10 protein-coding genes are annotated in these 17,727 nt (G+C 70.6%); 4 read left to right on the top strand and 6 right to left on the bottom strand.

Annotated elements, in window-relative coordinates:
- Nucleotides 1-38: 38 nt before the first annotated feature.
- A complete protein-coding gene (locus LADH09A_RS09615) occupies nucleotides 39-1,379 on the bottom strand; it encodes a hypothetical protein (protein WP_238644529.1) in 1,341 nt (446 codons plus the stop codon).
- A gap of 114 nt (nucleotides 1,380-1,493) precedes the next feature.
- On the opposite strand from LADH09A_RS09615, the gene LADH09A_RS09610 reads away from it, so the two are divergent.
- The 4 genes from LADH09A_RS09610 to fxsT all read left to right on the top strand — a co-directional run bounded on the left by LADH09A_RS09610 (nucleotide 1,494) and on the right by fxsT (nucleotide 8,179).
- On the top strand, nucleotides 1,494-2,738 hold the full coding sequence (locus tag LADH09A_RS09610; RefSeq protein ID WP_238644528.1) for a PQQ-dependent sugar dehydrogenase: 1,245 nt from the start codon (nucleotides 1,494-1,496) through the stop codon (nucleotides 2,736-2,738).
- Nucleotides 2,739-2,901: 163 nt separating this feature from the next.
- On the top strand, nucleotides 2,902-4,413 hold the full coding sequence (locus tag LADH09A_RS09605; protein WP_238644527.1) for a serine/threonine-protein kinase: 1,512 nt from the start codon (nucleotides 2,902-2,904) through the stop codon (nucleotides 4,411-4,413).
- 170 nt (nucleotides 4,414-4,583) lie between these two features.
- Entirely contained in the window at nucleotides 4,584-5,627 is a 1,044-nt protein-coding gene (locus LADH09A_RS09600; protein ID WP_238644597.1) for an NAD(P)-dependent alcohol dehydrogenase, read from the top strand.
- A gap of 305 nt (nucleotides 5,628-5,932) precedes the next feature.
- On the top strand, nucleotides 5,933-8,179 hold the full coding sequence (gene fxsT / locus LADH09A_RS09595) for an FxSxx-COOH system tetratricopeptide repeat protein (RefSeq protein ID WP_238644526.1): 2,247 nt from the start codon (nucleotides 5,933-5,935) through the stop codon (nucleotides 8,177-8,179).
- Nucleotides 8,180-8,328: 149 nt separating this feature from the next.
- On the opposite strand, the gene LADH09A_RS09590 is transcribed toward fxsT, so the two are convergent.
- The 5 genes from LADH09A_RS09590 to LADH09A_RS09570 all read right to left on the bottom strand — a co-directional run bounded on the left by LADH09A_RS09590 (nucleotide 8,329) and on the right by LADH09A_RS09570 (nucleotide 17,720).
- Nucleotides 8,329-8,877 (bottom strand): flavin reductase family protein, encoded by a 549-nt coding sequence (locus tag LADH09A_RS09590; RefSeq protein WP_238644525.1) that lies wholly within the window; start codon nucleotides 8,875-8,877, stop codon nucleotides 8,329-8,331.
- Nucleotides 8,861-10,012, bottom strand: a complete 1,152-nt coding sequence (locus LADH09A_RS09585; protein WP_238644524.1) for a nucleotidyltransferase family protein — start codon at nucleotides 10,010-10,012, stop codon at nucleotides 8,861-8,863. Before LADH09A_RS09585 ends, LADH09A_RS09590 begins: the two co-directional genes overlap by 17 nt.
- Before the next feature lie 111 nt (nucleotides 10,013-10,123).
- Nucleotides 10,124-14,086, bottom strand: a complete 3,963-nt coding sequence (locus LADH09A_RS09580; protein ID WP_238644523.1) for a non-ribosomal peptide synthetase — start codon at nucleotides 14,084-14,086, stop codon at nucleotides 10,124-10,126.
- The gene (locus LADH09A_RS09575; protein ID WP_238644522.1) at nucleotides 14,083-15,864 is read right to left on the bottom strand and encodes an ABC transporter ATP-binding protein; all 1,782 of its coding nucleotides are present in this window, start codon (nucleotides 15,862-15,864) and stop codon (nucleotides 14,083-14,085) included. The genes LADH09A_RS09580 and LADH09A_RS09575 overlap by 4 nt, the downstream gene beginning before the upstream one ends.
- Entirely contained in the window at nucleotides 15,861-17,720 is a 1,860-nt protein-coding gene (locus LADH09A_RS09570; RefSeq protein WP_238644521.1) for an ABC transporter ATP-binding protein, read from the bottom strand. Before LADH09A_RS09570 ends, LADH09A_RS09575 begins: the two co-directional genes overlap by 4 nt.
- Between the last annotated feature and the right edge of the window lie 7 nt (nucleotides 17,721-17,727).

The raw sequence follows: 17,727 nt of genomic DNA, 5'->3' as shown, positions 1-17,727 counted from the left end.
CGAGAGCGTGCCCGCCGACGGTGCTGGGGGTGGACGTGTCAGGTGCGGGTCTGCAGCCAGGCTCGAAGCCGGTCCAGCAGGTCCCGCTCCGGCGGCGGAGGTAGGGCGCGGAGCAGTTCGTCCTCGCTCGCGGGACGGGCCGCCAGCGCCGCGTCTCGCAGCAGCGACCGGTCGACGGAGACGCCGCCGGTGACACCGACGTCCACCTCACCCCGGCGGAGCACGTACGCGTGGCTGTCCTCGCGCCGAACGTACGTGAGCCCGGCGCCCTCGGACGTGCAGGCGGCCTGGAAGCACTGGTCCTGCCCGGCGTACGTGACGTGCAGGGCCACGCGCACGCTGGCGGCACCGCCGGTGTGGTCCGCGGGGGCGTAGCCCACGCCCCGGGGGATGCCGAGTGGTTGGGCCCGGTAACCGGGCAGGTCGACCACGAACAGGTCGGCCGGTCGTTCCTCGGTGGGCAGATCGACGGCGGTCGCCGGGCGTAGCGTGCGGGTGGCTCGGCGCAACAGGTCGCGGTCGACGGCCAGCGAGCCGAGGACGACGACGCCACGGTCGCCGCGCGTCACCTGGTATCCGTGTTCGACGACCCCGCGAAGATAGACCGCCCCGCCCGGTTCGGTGGCGCAACTCTCCGCCGACGGCACGGAGTCGAGGTGCGGCTGGCCGCACTCCCCCCGCGCGTCGCCGACGACCGGACCAGCTATCACGTTGACGTGGCGCGCAGGCGGCACCACGGCCGGGTCGGCGGGTGCGAACTCCCCAGCACCCACCACGGCGCCGTAGGCGGGATCGGCGGGGCGATATCCGGGAACCTCGACCACGTACGCGGTCCGGCGGTCCTGGCCCGCGTACCGCAGCCGCTCGGTGACCTCGTCGGGGCCGGAACGGGCGAGCGCGACCAGGCCGAGGCCCAGAAGGCCGACCAGCGCGAGCCCGGCGGCGAGCCGCGGCCGCCACCCGCGCAGCAGCAGCCCGGCGACGAGCACGTAGGGCACGCCGCCCAGGAGCAGGGTGAGCGTCGCGCCGGAGCTGACGCCCAGGCCCACCTCGTCGCTCCAGCGCCAGGCGAGCCACGCCAGGGCCAGCCCACCGACGAGGACCAGCAGCGCCCAGAGGCCGGGACGTGCAGCGAGGACCGTGACGGACGCCGTGGACCGGGCGACCAGCCGTAGGAGCCCGACGGCGAGGATGACCACGACCAGCAACCCCACCAGCACCGCGCCCCAGCCGACGAAGAGCAGCGGGGCCAGTGCGGGGATGGCAGTGGTCAGCAACGCCGACCCCAGCAACCAGACCGCGCCGAGCTGCCCCAGGACGCGCTGCCCGGGGGTAGACAGCCCGACCCGGGGCCCCGTGACGTCCGGCTCCACACCCATAGCGCACGTTGTAGCAGCAGGCTGCGAATCGGGGCTTGTCATTGATCTGACTCGATGTATGGTGGGAACGCTCCCAACCCACGCCTTCCACCCCACCTGCTCGAGGAGCTGCACATGTCGCGACGGCGTCGTCGCCCGGCCACCATGCTGGCCGGGCTGCTCATTCTGGCCTTGCTTGCGTCCCTGTTGCCGCCCGCGCCGGTGGCCGGCACCGCCGCGGCCGGCCCATCCCACACCCGCGCGGTGCCACTCACCGAGCTGACCGTGGTGTCCGAACAGGTGGCCTTCGGTCTCCAGCGCCCGATCGCGATCACCGGGCTGCCGGACGGCCGGATGCTGATCGCGGAGAAGAACGGCACCGTCCGCGCCTACCACCCCGACACCGGCCTGGCAGCCGAGCCGGTGCTCGACCTGACCGCCCGGATCGACACGTCGGACAACGAGCGCGGCCTCCTCGGCATCACGCCCGCGCCGAACTTCGCGCGGACCGGGATCCTCTACGTGGCCTACACGAGCCTGCCGGCCGGCGCACTGACCCTGGCACGAGTGCCCATCGGCGCTCCCGAGCGGGTGCAGGTGCTGCTCACCCAGGAGCACGCCGAGTACGGCAACCACAACGGTGGACAGGTGGCGTTCGGCCGCGACGGCTACCTCTACTGGTCCCTCGGCGACGGCGGTCACGCGAACGACCCGTTCAAGGCCGGTCAGAACCTCGGCACCCTGCTCGGCAAGATCCTGCGGATCGACGTCAACCGCTCCTGCCGGGGGAAGCCCTACTGCGTGCCCTCCGACAACCCGTTCGTCCGCACGGCGGGCGCGCGACCGGAGATCTGGGTCTACGGGCTGCGCAACCCGTGGAAGTTCTCCATCGACCCGGCCGACAACTCACTGTGGATTGGTGACGTCGGCCAGGGCCTGATCGAGGAGATCAACCACATCCGCCCGTCGCAGCGTGGCGCGAACCTCGGCTGGTCCTGCCGGGAGGGCACGCCGGTCTTCGACCAGACGCAGTGCCGGCCGGGCGTGCGGCTCACCGACCCGGTCGTCGAGTACGACCACTACATGACGGAGAACTGCTCCATCATCGGCGGTCTGGTGTACCGGGGGGCCGTCACCCCGGAGGCGCGGGGGACCTACATCGCGAGTGACTACTGCTCGACCCGCGCGTTCGCCGTACGACCCAAGTCCACGGGTGGCTACGAGTCCGCTGAGATCGGCAACTTCCCCACCCAGCCGACCGCGTTCGGCGCAGACGTGCGCGGCGAGCTGTACGTGCTCAGTGACCTCCCGGGATTTCTGAGCCGGGTGCGGTTCGAGCACGTCCAACCGGACAGTGGCGGCGAGGCGTCGAACCGCTGAGCATCGGGGCGATCCCTGCGCATCCGCACTGCCCCTCGGGGACGGCCGCGTCCTGACGGCCGTCCCCGGCTCGTTCCACGCCGGACCCCCGGTGCGCCCGCGGTGGAGCGCCGGATCGGGTCACCATGCCGCTGCACGTCCACTCTGGCAAGCTGTCCCAGTGATGAGCGGTGATCTGTTGGACGACCGGTATCAGGTCGAGAGCCGCCTCGGCGCTGGCGGCATGTCGGTCGTCTGGCGGGCGTGGGACCGCGTCCTCGAACGTGCGGTGGCCGTCAAGGTCCTGGCCGGCGCTCAGGCCGCCGCCGGAGGCGCACGGCAACGCATCCAGGCGGAGGCCAGGGCCGCAGCGGGGCTCTGGCATCCGCACGTGACGAGTGTGTACGACTACGGCGAGCACACCGATGCCGCCGGCCGCCACGTCTCGTACGTGGTGATGGAACTGCTGCCCGGCCAGACCCTGTCCCAGCGACTTGCCGCCGGTCCGCTGCCGCCGGCCGCCGCGATGCGGACGTGCGCGCAGGTCGCCGAGGCGCTCGCCGCCGCGCATGAACGCAGTCTGGTGCACCGGGACATCAAGCCGTCCAACGTGATGCTGACGCCGGCCGGTGTGAAGGTGGTCGATTTCGGTCTCGCCACCACAGTCGGTCGGCCGGAGCTGGAGGCGGACGGAAAACTGTTGGGCACCGCGGCCTACCTCGCGCCCGAACGGCTCGCCGCTGGCACCGTCGTGCCCGCCTCCGACGTCTACGCGCTCGGCCTGTTGCTGTACCGGACGCTGACCAATGAGCTGCCCTGGTCGGCGGAGACCCCCACGCAGATGTTGACCGCTCACGTGTACGTCGATCCGGCGCCGCTGCCGGATATCGAGGGGGTGTCGCCCGAGGTTCACCGTCTCCTCGACCGGTGCCTGGCCCGGGATCCGGCAGATCGGCCGGACGCCGCGGAGGTGGCGACGGCCCTGCACGATCTGACCGATGACGCCGAGCGGCGGGTGGAACAGGCGGCACAGCGGGTGGAGCAGGCGGCACAGCCGGCACCCGAGCCGACCCCGACTGACGCCGGCACCCCTGCCAGTCGAGGTCGCCGCATCCCGCGGGCCGTGCTGATCCCCGCTGTGATCGCGACGGCCGCAACCATTTCGCTCATACTCTCCCAGTTCACACCCGTCGATGGCAGATCGGGCGGGGCCGCCACTCGGGACAGCGCCGCCCCACCCGGTGCCGCCTTCGATACGTCTGCCACCGAGCCGCCTGCACCCCGGCAGACCTCTGCGGAGCCCGCACCGATGCCCCGGCCAAGCCGCACGCTGACCGCTGCGGCTGAGCCGGCTGGACCGACCGCCGGAGCCGGTTCCTCGGCCAGCGGAGGCCCTACCACGTCACCCAGTGCCGGGCAGCCGACGGTGCCGCCCAGTGCCGCACCGCTGCCGGCCTCCCCGAAGCCGGGTACACCCCTTCGGGCACTCGGTGGCGTGGTGACCGTGCTCTGCACCGGCGATCAGGCTCACGTCGTCAACGTCGCTCCCGCCCCCGGCTACAGCCTGCGGGACTACGCTCCCGGGCCCGTCAAGGAGATCCAGGTCGTGCTGCTGTCCGCAGCCAACAAGAGCGAGATCAGGGCGCGGTGCGAAGACGGTACGCCAGTGCCGAAGATAAGGGAGAGCCGTCGGTGAGCGGACGACGCCCGCTCTGAGTGGGCTTACTCACCGACCGTCCGGTGCTGCGCACGATGCACACTGAAAGTGGGGGCCGCGCCTTGGCGCGACTCGCAGCGCCGACTCGCAGCGCCGCCACGGCTGTGGTGAGGTGCAGGTAGGTCAGCATCACGTCACCGGAGGACATCATCTTCACCGTCAACGCCATCGCCGCGCCTTCCGCCACCGAACCGCTCGTGCGTACCACGATCGAGCGGCGGGACCTGGGCCCGCACGATGTTCTCATCGAGATCCGCTACGCCGGCATCTGCCACTCCGACATCCACACCGTGCGCGGCGACTGGGGCAGCGTTCCCTACCCGCTCACCGTCGGCCACGAGATCGTCGGCCGGATCACCGAGGTCGGCGCCGACGTCACCCGCCACGCGGTCGGCGACCGTGCCGGTGTCGGTTGCATGGTCAACTCGTGTCGCGAGTGCGAGAACTGCCGCACCGGTAACGAGCAGTACTGCCTCAAGGGCAACACCCAGACGTACGCCGGCGTCGACCGGGACGGCACCGTGACCCAGGGCGGGTACTCGACCCACGTCGTCGTGAACGAGGACTTCGTGCTGCGGGTGCCGGAGAGCATCCCGTACGAGGCGGCCGCGCCGATGCTGTGCGCGGGCATCACCACGTACTCCCCGTTGGCGCACTGGAACGCCGGCCCCGGCAAGAAGGTCGCCGTGGTGGGCCTGGGTGGTCTGGGTCACATGGCTGTCAAGATCGCCGCAGCGATGGGCGCCGAGGTGACGGTGCTGTCGCAGACGCTGGGCAAGAAGGACGACGGCCTGCGCTTCGGCGCCGAGCACTATTACGCCACCAAGGACCCGGCGACGTTCGAGGCGCTCAAGAACACCTTCGACCTGATCATCAACACGGTCAGCGCACCGATCGACATGGCCAGCTACCTCGGCCTGCTGCGTCTGGACGGCACGCTTGTCAGCGTCGGTGCCCCGCCGGAGCCGCTGCCGGTGCCCGTCTTCGCGTTGTTCGGCAATCGACGCTCGTTCGCCGGTTCCAGCATCGGCAGCATCGCCGAGACGCAGGAGATGTTGGACTTCTGCGCCGAGCGTGGCATCGCTCCCGAGGTCGAGGTCATCGGCGCCGAGGCCGTCAACGACGCGTACGAGCGGGTGCTCGCCTCGGACGTGCGCTACCGGTTCGTCATCGACATCGACACCCTGCGCTGATCCTCGCTGTCGTGCGCCAGGGTCCGCCGAACGGCGGGCCCTGGCGCACAGTCGTGCCGAGGGCTGGTGGACGTCGGTGAGCCGCCTCTCGCCTACGGCTGCTCCTCTTTCTCGGTCGGCTGCGTGCGGCTCTCGGCCCGCCACGGCGCTCCCCCGGTGCGGTGGCGCGGGACCACCAACCGGTCGGTGGCGCGGTGCGCCGCCGACCAGGGGCACCTCCGAACAGGACGGAGGGTGGAGCAGGTGGTCACGGTGTGGTGAGGTGGAGCCGAGACGGCGGCGAGGTACACCTGTGGGGAGAGCGGATGACCCAGGCGCATCGGTGGGCTACTGCCAGCATCCTCAGTCTGCTGGCCGTTGCTCTGGTCTGGCTCGCCTGCCAGTTGGGCTTCGAGCTCGACGTGGAGACGTCGGCGACCGTGGCCGCGTTGGCGGCCGCACTCGTCGCTGCCCCGCTCAGCCAGTGGGCCAAGCAGGGGGCGACAAAGCGCGACGTCCCCGCTGTCGACGGTGACGCCCGGCGGCGGGCGCCAGGCGGCACACCCCAGGCCGACGGTGTGGCACGGGCGTGGAACATTCCCACCCGCAACGCCGGCTTTACCGGCAGGGACGAGATGCTGAGCGCATTACATGACTGCCTGCACGCGGGTAAGCCGGTGGCGGTACTCGCCCTGCACGGCCTCGGTGGAGTCGGCAAGACCTCCCTCGCGGTCGAATACGCCCACCGGTTCGCCGACGAGTACGCCCTGGCGTGGTGGATCAACGCCGAGCAGAGTGGCCTCATCGGCGACCAACTCACCGCTCTCGGCCTCTCCACCGGATGGGTCACCGCCGCAGCGGACACCGCCACCACTGCTGAGCAGGTCCTACGCCAACTCCGCGAAACCGACCACTGGCTGATCATCTTCGACAACGTCGAGACGCCCGAGGACGTTGTGCCATGGCTGCCGCAAGGCCCCGGTCACACGATCGTCACATCCCGCAGCTCCGGGTGGCGGCAGGTGGCCACACCCCTGGACGTGGACGTGTTCGACCGCGCCGAATCCGTGACGCTGTTGCGCAAGCTCGCCCCCGAGCTGACCGAGGCGTCCGCCGACAGCGTCGCCGACGCTGTCGGCGACCTGCCCCTGGCAGTGGCGCAGGCGGCCGGCGTGATCGGTGAGACGGCGATGACGGCCGATGACTACCTGCGGGAGCTCACCCAGCACGTCGCGCAGGTCATGGCCGAGGGCAAACCTCCGTCCTACCCGACGACACTGGCCGGAGCGGTGCAGATCTCGCTGGACCGGCTGGCCGCCAAGGACCCGGCCGCCGTGCAGCTCCTGCGCCTCTGCGCCCTGCTCGCGCCGGAACCCGTACCCATGAAGATCTTCACCTCCGCGCCCATCGGCGTCCTCTCCGAGCCGCTGGCCTCAGTCGCCGTCTCCACGATGGCGATTCGTCGGTCGCTCGGCCTCCTCGCCCGGTACGGACTGGCCAAGGCCGGGCCGGTCGGGCCACAACTGCACCGCCTGACCCTGTCCGTCGTCCACGACCTCACCGACCCGGACACCCTGCCCACCGCCCGACGCCAGATGGAAGCCCTCCTCGCCGCCGCCACACCCGGCCCCAGCCACGAACCGACCTCTTGGCCCTACTGGTCGCAGTTCCTTCCCCATCTCCTGGCCATCGATCCGGGCGCGAGCACGAACCCGGACCTCCGCATCGTCGCCACCCAGGCAACGTGGTACCTGCGCAGCCACGGCGATCTAAAGACTGGCCATGATGTCGCCGAACACCTCCATCAGCAGTGGCGCAGCCGATTCGGCCCTGATGATCCGACGACACTGCAAGCCGCTCACGCCGTGGCGGACGCACGCTCGCAGCTCGGCCACGGCCAAGCGGCCCACGACATCGCGGAAGAGACACTGCGCCGCCGCCGACGGGTGCTGGGCGACGACCACGTCGACACGCTCAGCTCGGCCTGCACCCTCGGGCTGTGTCTGTACCGGCTCGGGCTGTCCGCACCGGAGGTTCCAGTGCCGTTCGAGCGGGCGCGGGTGTTGTTGGAGGACACGCTGTCGCGGTTGCGGTTGCGGTTCGGCGAGGACAAAGGGTTGACCCTGGGCACCGCCCACAACCTCGCACTGACCCTGGGCGCGTTGGGCCGTCACGACGAGGCACTCGCCCTGCACGAGGACACCGTCGAACGGCGCCGCCGGGTGCTGGGCGAGAACCATCCGCACACCCTGCTCTCGGCCGGCGACTTCGCCGAGGAACTCGCGACATCGGGGCGGCCCACGGAAGCACTGGAGTTGCACCGTGACGTCCTCGCCCGTCAACGGCAGGTGCTCGGAGACGACCACCCGTACACGATGCTGTCGGCCACCCGAACGGCCGCGGTGCTCCACCGCCTGGGACAACCGGCGGAGGCACTCGCCCTCGGCCAGGAAGCGCTGGACCGTCGGGTGCGAATTCTCGGCCCGGACCATGTCGACACCAGGCTCTCCGCGCGGGCGGTCGGTACGTACCTGGGTGCCCTCGGCCGACCGAACCCGACGCACGCTTCATGAGACACCGACACCCACGTCGGCGATCCTCCGCCCGACGATCTCCAAGCCGCCCTCGACGTCATCCGTGAGCGCGCGCGGCGACGGCCTGATCTGCGGTCCACGCAGTCAGGCCGTCGCCGGATCGCACTTCCACCTTCCGAGACCCCCTGTCACACCGCGTGGGCGTGGTGCGGGAGATGAGTGCCGAAGGCGCGCCTGTGGTAGGTCAGGGGCCGAGCCCGTTCCGGATGTGCGGAGACCACCTCACCGAGCAGGATGATGTGGTCACCTCCTTCCACGAGCCGGCTGACCCGGCAGACCAGGAACCCCGCCGCGTCGGGAATGCGCGGCACATCGCCCTCGGGCTGCCAGGGCACGCCGTTGAACTTGTCCGTCCCGCCCTTACGAGCGAACCCGACGGCGAGAGCGGACTGCTCGCTGGCGAGCATATTGACGCCGAAGCACCGGGTGGCACGAACGACGGCCAACAGGTCGGAGCTCCGGCTGAGCGAGACCAGGATCATCGGCGGGTCCATGGAGAGCGAGGCGAAGGCGCTCACGGTCGTGCCGTGGGGCAGACCGTTCGACATCGCGGTGACGACCGCGACCGGGGTGCAGACATGCGCCATCACCTCACGGAAGTCGTCCTGAAGAAGCGCGGGCTCGTCCGGGTCAGCACCCCCGCGACGCTGCGGTGGCGGGTCAGGAGACCTTGCCACGCGCATCCGCGCCGTACGGCGGCTCATCGATGGGAGTCAGTGCGACCGGGGCCCTGCTGAACAGCCGCTCACGCATGTCACCGTTCCAGGCGAGGAAACCACCGTCCATACCACCCGCGCTGGACAACCAGACCGGGTCGCAGAACTCCTGCAGGCCGAGGTCGCTGGTCATGGTGCTGCCGAACAGCGCATCGACATGGTGGGTGATCCAGGCGACGGCCGGCCCCACGCCGTGTTCCTTGATCAGGGTGCGCAACTCCTGCGGGTGTTGCCGCCCCCAGCGCTGCCAGTACCTCCACACATCACCGAACTGCGTGACCCGAAGCTCACCCACGGCTATCGCCCGTTCGAACCAGCTGTCCCGGAAGAGGTGCAGCACCACGAAGAGGAAGGCGTAGCCGTCGCCCAGCACGGGCAGCATGTGCCCGGGGTCCGGCCCGACCCGGGTCTCCCCGGCGCTTCCCATCACCTCGGCCATCGGTAGCTGCCACGCGCTGCCGAACCAGGTGGGACTCAGCGCCACGTCCACCTTGTAGACGGGGATACCGGACGCCGGGTCGACGCGGTGGAAGTGGGGGACGTGGTCCGGGTAGAGCCGGTACATCAGAAGCGTTTCCCGCGGGAGCTTGACCAGGCCTCCGAGGTCCGGGTCGAAGGTCTGCTCCGGCAGGTAGCCCAGGCTCTCCATCACCGCACGGGCATCGGGAACGTGGTCGGGATGCAGCATGAGGTCCACGTCTCCGAAGCTGCGGACACCGAGGCCGTCATAGAGCGAGTGCTGCAACACGATGCCCTTGTTGAACACCACCGGCGCCCCCCGCTCGGCGAACCCGGCGGCGATGTCGAGGCTCTCGGCTCGCAGCTTCTCCACCTTGAACCGGTTCCAGGCCAGCGCGCCGTTCAGCAGGTCACGCATACCTATGGGCAGTGTCGAGGTCAGCCCGGCAGTGCTGTAGAAGTGCGCCAGCGCCGGCACCATCTTGTGCCTGGCCGCCAGTGCGATCAGCAGGTCCGGGTCTTCCAGGTCCTTTGCCAGGCCGACCGCCTGCTCGAACCAGGAGTCCGAATAGTCAGTGGCCGCCACCGATTCGAGGAGTTGCCAGACCTTCGTTTGGTCCCCGCGAACTTCGTACATTGTGCGTCTCCTTCTTGGATGGTTGTGCGATTCCCACGACCCGGATGGCCATCCTGGACGTGCCAATCGACCTCTGAGCCGGTATGCCGAGCAACCACGGCGCCACGACGGTCATCCCCCGGGCCTCGCCGCTCGGAGAACGCCGGCGAGCAGCCGCCCGGTCTCCTCCGCCGCGCTGCTGAAGAAGTCGTGGTGCTCCGCCTCGAGACGCAGGACCGTCAGACGGCCCGCGACGAACCGCTGCCACGGCGCCGCGTCTTCCCGCTGAGCTGCGACGAGGGTCATGTCACCCCGAAGAAGATCCGGTACGAAGCAGCGCTGGAGACGGAGATTGTTCATTCCTATCCGCAGCGCCGCTCGAATGGCGTGGTCGTCGGCATCGGCCAGTGGGGGAAAGCGCTGGCGCACCTCGTCCAGGCTGCGGCTCGTGAGGTCGTCCGGGTCCCGGGCCTCGGCGACAGCAGCACCGGGCGGAACGCCGAGCACGTTGTGCAGCGCCTCGCGGAGCAGCTCGCCCGCGCTTTCCTCACCGGACGTCTCCGGGTAGGCGTCGAGGACCACCACAGAGGCCACCTGCTCCCCCGCACGTTCCAGCCGGGTGGCGATGCTGTGCGCCACCAGGCCGCCGAAGGACCAGCCAACCAGGTGGTACGGGCCCTCCGGCTGGATCTTGCGGATCTGGGCCAGATAGTCCGCGGCCATCTCGGAGACGGATTCGGGCAGTGCCGGCAGCGGGCGTCCCGCGATCGCCTCGGCGAATCCGCGGGCCTGAAGCGCATGGACCGACCGGTCGGGACCCAGATGCTCCAGGATCCGGAGGTAGCACCAGCTCAGACCGGCGCCGGGGTGAACGAGGAACAGAGGCGCACCGGACCCCTCGCGGCGCAGCTCCAGGACCGGCCCAAAGACCTCCTCCACGGCTTCGCTCCGCGACACCTGCCGGGCCAGGGCCGCCGGCGTGGGATGGCGGAAGATGCTCTGCAGCGGCACATCCACGGCGAGTTCGGCGCGGATCCGCCGGGCCAACTGGACAGCCAGCATCGAGTGCCCGCCGAGCTGGAAGAAGTTGTCCTCGACGCCCGCGCCGGGCACACCCACCACATCCGCGAACAGCCGCACGAGAAGCCCTTCCACCGCTGTCCGGGGCTCCCGGCTGCGCCGCACACCGACCGGAGGCGGCGGTAGGGCCCGGCGGTCGAGCTTCCCGTTCCGGCTGAGCGGCAACTCGTCGAGGACGACGACGGCGGCCGGGACCAGATGGCCGGGAAGCACGTCGCCGAGGCCGGCGAGGAGGGCCTGAGGATCGACCGCCCCGGCATCCTGCGGCCTCGTTGGCGTGACGTAGGCGACCAGACGCTGGTCTCCCGGCGTGTCCTCGCGGATCACGACACAGGCACTGCCCACCGTCCTGTCGGTCACCAGCACGGCCTCCACCTCACCCGGTTCGATCCGCTGGCCGCGAAGCTTGACCTGGTCGTCGGCTCTGCCGAGGAAGACGAGCTCACCTGCGGGTGTCCATCGGACACGGTCACCGGTCCGGTACATCCGGCTGCCCGGCGGGCCGTAGGGATCGGCTACGAAACGGGTCGAGGTCAGCGCCGGGCGCGCCAGGTATCCGTCGGCGAGCTGGACGCCGCTGAGATACAACTCCCCCACCAGCCCGACCGGGCACGGGTCCAGCCGGTCGTCCAGCACCCGCACCTGCGTGTTCCAGACCGGACGACCGATCGGCACCGGGCCGGAGTCACCGGGATCGCAGTCGTGGTAGGTGACGTCGACAGCGGCCTCGGTCGGTCCGTAGAGGTTCGTCAGGGCGACACCGGGCAGGACGTGGTGGAAGGCGGCAACCGCCTCGCGCGGGAGCGCTTCGCCGCTACAGAAGACGCGGCGCAGGCCGTCGCAGCGAGCCGCGGTGGGCTCGGTGCAGAACAAGCTCAGCATCGACGGGACGAAGTGCACGGTGGTGACGTGCTTCGCCACGATGGTGCGGACCAGCGCGGCCGGGTCCCGATGCTCGTCCGGGCCGGCGACGACCAGTGCCGCACCCACCCGCAGCGGCCAGAAGAACTCCCAGACCGAGACGTCGAACCCGCTGGACGTCTTCTGCAGGACGCGGTCGGCGGCGGTGAGGGGATAGGCCGACTGCATCCAGCGGAGCCGGTTGTCGATCGCGGCGTGGGAGACAACGACGCCTTTGGGGCGCCCGGTGGATCCGGACGTGTAGATGACGTACGCGGCGTGCTGCGGCCGGAGCGCCGGCCCGTCCTCCAGGAGACCACCGGCGACCTCTGTCGCGTCCGCCAGCAGACCGTCGGGGGTGACCAGGCGAAACTCGCCGTCGGCCAGCCGCGTGCACAGCTCCGGGTCGCTCAGGACACATACCGGCCGGGCGTCGTGAAGCATCATCCGGATCCGCTCGTCCGGATGGTCGGGGTCGAGCGGCAGGTAGGCGCTTCCCGCCTTCACCACCGCGAGCAGTGAGACGACCAGCGCAGCGGAGCGCGGAAGCCCCACCGCGACGATCGTTCCCGGGCCCGCTCCGAGACCCCGCAGCTTCCTGGCCAGGTCGTCGGTCCGAAGGTCCAGCTCCGCGTAGGTCAGCGTGCCGGTCGCGGAGACCAGGGCGATGCCGTCCGGAGTTCGTGCGGCCTGCGCCCGGAAGGCCTCCGGCAAGGTGGTCGCGGGCAGTCGTCGGGAGGTGCCGTTCCAATCCTCCAGAACCTGCTTCCGCTCTCCCGCCGTGAGGAGGGAGACCGCGCTGATCGGCAGATCCGGCGTGTCGACGACCGCGCCGAGAAAGCGGGACAGCCGGCCGGCCAGCAGCTCTGCGGTATCCGCGCGGAAGAGGTCGGTGGCGTACTCGAGAACTCCCGAGACCCCCCGCGGCGAGCCGCCCGCGTCGACGATCTCGGTCAGTTGCAGATTGAGATCGGCCTTCGCTCCCGGGAGGTCCACCGTCGGCCGCTCGGCCGTGACCGAGCCGAAGTCCAGATCCTCATCCATCCTCGTGTCGAAGGCGAGCATGACCTGGAAGAACGGGTGCCGGTCCACGGCACGCGGCGGGTTGAGCGCCTCCACCAGTAGGTCGAAGGGAAGGTCCTGATGCGCGTACGCCTGCAGGTCGACACCCCGGATCCGCTGCAACAGCTCGACGAACGACGGATCACCGGACAGGTCGGCGCGCAGCACGAGCGTGTTGACGAAGAAGCCCACCAGCTCGTCGAGCGCCTCGTCGGTACGCCCGGCCGTCACCGCGCCGAGCGGGATGTCGTCGCCCGCTCCCATGCGGCACAGCAGTCCGCACAGCGCGGCCTGCACCACCATGTAGACCGTGCAGTTCTGCCGCCGGGCGAGATCCATCAGCTTCCGGTGCAGACCGGCGTCCCAGTCGATCGCGACGCCCGCGCCACGGTGGGCCGAGAACGTCAGGCGGGGATGGTCGGTGGGAAGTGGCAGGGCGGCGGAGACCCCGTCGAGAGCCGTACGCCAGTAGGCCAGCTGGCGCGCGGCCACGCTCTCCGGGTCCTCGCGGTCGCCCAGCAGCTCCCTCTGCCACAGGGTGAAGTCGGCATACTGCACCGGCAGCTCCGCCCAGCCGGGCGGGCCGAGCCCACCGCCACGGGACCGGTACGCCGTCGCGAGGTCGCGTAGCAGGACCTCGATCGACCAGCCGTCCGCGATGATGTGGTGCAGGGTCAGCAGCAGCACGGACTCGTCCGCCGAGCACACGAAGAGGTCGGCGCGCAGTGGCGGCGCCTGCGCGAGCACGAACGGCGCGGACGCGGCGGCGTGGATCCGGGCGTCGACCTCGGCCGGATCGACCGTGGCCACCCTCAACTCCGGGCCGTCGGCAGCGGTGTCCAGGACGTGTTGGCAGGGCACCCCGTCGGTGTCGGGAAAGACCGTGCGCAGCGACTCGTGCCGGGCGACGACGTCACCGAGGGAGAGGCGCAGGGCGGTACGGTCCAGCGGTCCGCGCAGCCGCAGGACGACCGGCAGATGGTAGGCCGGGTCGGGTCCGTGCAGCCGGTCGAGGAACCACAGACGCTGCTGGGCGTGCGACAGCGGGATCACAGCGCGTACGCCCGGCTCTGCGCCGCGTACAGCTCGGCGTATCTGCCCCGTATTCGGGTGAGTTCGTCGTGTGTGCCCAGCTCGGCGACCCGGCCGTGATCCAGCACGACGATGAGGTCCGCCGCCCGGACGGTGGAGAACCGGTGCGAGACGAGCAGGGTGATGCCGCCGGCGGCCGTGTCGGCCGGCCCGCCCGGGCCGGTGAAGCGCTCATAGAGGTCGTGCTCCACCTGCGGGTCGAGTGCGGCGGTCGGTTCGTCCAGCATCGCCAGCAACGGCTTGCGACGCATCAACGCCCGGCTGAGCGCCAACTTCTGCCACTGGCCGTGCGAGAGCTCGGCGCCGCCGAAGGTCCGGCCGAGCATGGTGTCGAGCCCCTCTGGCAGCCGCCGCGACACGTCCTGTGCCTGTGCCGCCGTCACCGCCGCCCCGACCGCGTCCTCGTCGTCGACCCGCGACACGTCGCCGATGCCCACGGTGTGCCGTGCTCTGCCTTCGAGCTTGAAGAAGTCCTGGAAGGCAGCGGTCATCCGCGCGCGCCACTCGTCCAGACGCAGCTCCCGCAGCGGGACACCGTCGATGAGAACGTCGCCCTGATCCGGTTCGTACATCCCGGTGAGCAGCTTGACCAGGGTGGTCTTTCCCGCGCCGTTGATGCCGACGACCGCCACGGTGGAGCCGGCCGGAAGGTGCAGGTCCACGTCGCGCAGCACGGGCTGGTCGGTGCCGGGATAGGTGAAGGTCACCCCGCGCAGGCGTATGCCATCGGTGAGCCGCGCCGGAGCCGGTCGGGTGCCGCTGTGCGCGTGCTGCTCGGTGTGCGCCTGGAGCCAGTAGAGGTGGCGCATGGTCTCGCGCCCCTCGGCCAGCTGGGAGAGACCATTGACCGTCGTGGCGAGCTGCGTGCGCAGGTAACCGGACAGGCTGGCCACCATCAGCAGGTCACCCGCGGTGCCCCGGCCCTGGCTCACCTCGTGCGTGACGAAGGCCAGCGCCGCCAGATAGCCCACGGCGAAGCCGGTCCAGCCGGCGACCTGCCAGAGCGAGGCGATGCGCAGCGCACGCACGAGCCGCCGGGTCACGCTGTCCCAGTAGTCCGAGGCCCGTCTGTCCACGTTCTGGTCGCTACCGCTGATCCGCAGCTCCTTCGCGGCCTCCGACGAGGTGCCCAGACGGTGCAGGCTCAGCTCGCGGCGTTCGGCCTCGGCGCTCTGGTCGCGGGCGCGGGCAAGCAACGACGACGCCCGACGGGAGAAGTACAACGGCGGCGCGGCCAGCAGCACCAGGGCACACAGCGCCGGGTGCACGCCGGCCAGCAGCCACGCGCTCAGCCCGAGGCTCAGCATCGAGGAGGCCGCGCTGACCGCACCCCAGCAGGCACCGGCGAGGGTTTCGGTACTCGACCGGATCTGGCTCAGCCGGTCGAGGAACTCGGTGCGTTCCAGGTGCTCCACGGTCGGGGCGCCCCCGGTCATCACGTGCAGCCGCTGGCGTAGCACGAGGTCGACCCGCTCGGTCAGGTCGAGTTGCAGGCCACCCTGCACCCGCTGGGCCGAGGCGATCATGGCGTAGGCGAGGGCACCGACCAGTGCGGCCAGCAGGATGCCGCGCCCGCCACCGAGCCCGGCGGAGTTGGACAGGTTACGCACGCTGAGACCGGTGGCGGCCACGGCCAGAGCGTTGAAGAACGCCAGCACCAGCACGGTGCCGGTGGCCTTCCGGTCGGCGCGGTACGCGATACGGAGCATGGCGAGAACCACGTTGGACTCGGCTTTCATGCCTTCGCTCCTCCCGGATGCGCCGTCACCGTTCTCTCGGGTGTGCCGCCCGGCGGTCCGTCGCCGAAACGGTCGGCTTGGAGCCGGTACAGCCGCGCGTAGTGGCCACCGAGTTCCATCAGCTCGCTGTGGTCCCCGGCCTCGGTGACCCGGCCGCCGGTCAGCAACACGATCCGGTCGGCGTTGCGCACGGTGGAGAGCCGATGGGAGATCACCACGATGCTCACGCCCGAGACCGCCGCGATCACCTGGTCGTAGAAGGTCGTCTCCGCCTTGACGTCGAGGTGCGCGGTGGGCTCGTCGAGGATGAGCAGCTTGCGGCCGTGCGCGACGGCGAACATCGCGCGGGCGATGGCGATCTTCTGCCACTGTCCGCCGGAGAGGTCGACCCCGCCCCGGTGTTCGCGAGTGAGCAGGGTGTCCAGCCCGTTGGGGAGCCGCTCGACGACGTCCCGGGCGCCCGCCGCCTCAGCCGCGGCCATGATGCTCTCGTCGGTCGCCTCGACGTCCGGCGCGCCCAGCGCGATGTTCTCCCGCACGGTCAGTGGGTAGTGCACGAAGTCCTGGAAGACCGCGGAGACGCGACGCCGCCAGGACGTGATGTCCAGCTGGGCCAGATCGACGCCGTCGACGCTCACCCGTCCCTCGGTCGGGCTCTGCAGACCGGCGAGGATTTTCAGCATGGTGGTCTTTCCGGCTCCGTTGCGGCCAACCACGGCCAGCACCTCGCCGGGCTGGATTTCCAGGTCCAGGCCGTCCAGGACCTTCTTCGCCTCGCCCGGGTACGAGAAACCGATGCCCTCGAACCGGAGGCGCGGCGCTGATTCGGGTGCCGGCCGTCCCGCGCTCCGCGGATCCGCTGAGGCGAGCCGATGCGAGCGCAGCCGCTCGAACGACTGCATGGCGCCGGTGGCGTACTCGATGTCGAAGGCCTCGTGTCCCATCGCCCCGGCGGCGAAGACGCCCCAGGCGGCGAGGACCATCGTCACCAGCGCCCCGGACGTCAGCTCACCGTTGTCGAGCGCTGTGCCCGGCACGTAGAGCGCAGCGAAGCCGGCCGCTCCGGCGAGGCCGAACGTGACCCATTGCCGGCGCAGGATGCCGCGCCGCTCCCGCCAGATCTCGCCCAACCAGTCCTCGGACTGTGCCCGGTGCCGCGCGTTGAGCCAGGTGGCGAGGCCGAACAGGCGTACCTCCTTGGCGGCGGCGGACCCGGTGAGTGTGTCCGACCAGTACTCCATCCGGTGCCGGTCGCCCATCCGTGAGTCCCAGATGGCTCCCAGCCGCACCCACTGCCGCCGGATCACGGCTCGCATGAGCAGAGTCGCGGTCAGCAACGCGGCCCCCAACCACGGCTGGTACCACGCCAGCACCGCGGCGCAGCCCACCGCCCCGGTCAGCCGCCCCAGCAGGACGAGCTGACCGACGGCGCCGGTTCCGGGGGTACGGGTTCGCCAGCCGCCGAGTTCCGACACGCGGGCCACGTCCGTGCTGTAGTCACCGTTGTCGAGGTGCGAGATCCCCCGCGGTTCGGCCACCCTGCGGCGCACGTCGGAGCGCAGCCGGCCGTCGATCCGGCGGGCCGCGAGCACGTCGAGCGGCTCACGCAGCAACTCCGTGCACTGGCCCAACAACACCACGACCGCGACGAGGGTCAGATGGGGCACCATCTCACCGACCGACCCCGAGTCGAGGGCGCGGGTGAGCAGCAGACCCGTGGCCACGGCCGTGGCCGCCGGCGCCAGGGCGGATGTCAGGTGCGCCAGCAGCAGTCCGCCCAGTGTCGCGCGTCCCGCTCGGGTGAGCAGCATGAGCAGCTGGAGGCGTTGCCGCCCCACCGTTCCCCAATGGGTCATTGAACTC

It is taken from the genome of Micromonospora cabrerizensis (genome assembly GCF_022230955.1).
Classification (GTDB): Bacteria; Actinomycetota; Actinomycetes; order Mycobacteriales; family Micromonosporaceae; genus Micromonospora; species Micromonospora cabrerizensis.
The sequence above is the reverse complement of the archived record's forward strand: the minus strand, read 5'-3'. Positions and strand labels throughout refer to the sequence as shown.

Bases quoted from the DNA above. Each gene is read 5' to 3' on its own strand.
- LADH09A_RS09575 (WP_238644522.1), bottom strand. From the start codon at position 15,864: ATGAAAGCCGAGTCCAACGTGGTTCTCGCCATGCTCCGTATCGCGTAC.
- LADH09A_RS09585 (WP_238644524.1), bottom strand. From the start codon at position 10,012: ATGTACGAAGTTCGCGGGGACCAAACGAAGGTCTGGCAACTCCTCGAA.
- LADH09A_RS09610 (WP_238644528.1), top strand. From the start codon at position 1,494: ATGTCGCGACGGCGTCGTCGCCCGGCCACCATGCTGGCCGGGCTGCTC.
- LADH09A_RS09570 (WP_238644521.1), bottom strand. From the start codon at position 17,720: ATGACCCATTGGGGAACGGTGGGGCGGCAACGCCTCCAGCTGCTCATG.
- fxsT (WP_238644526.1), top strand. From the start codon at position 5,933: ATGACCCAGGCGCATCGGTGGGCTACTGCCAGCATCCTCAGTCTGCTG.
- LADH09A_RS09615 (WP_238644529.1), bottom strand. From the start codon at position 1,379: ATGGGTGTGGAGCCGGACGTCACGGGGCCCCGGGTCGGGCTGTCTACC.
- LADH09A_RS09605 (WP_238644527.1), top strand. From the start codon at position 2,902: ATGAGCGGTGATCTGTTGGACGACCGGTATCAGGTCGAGAGCCGCCTC.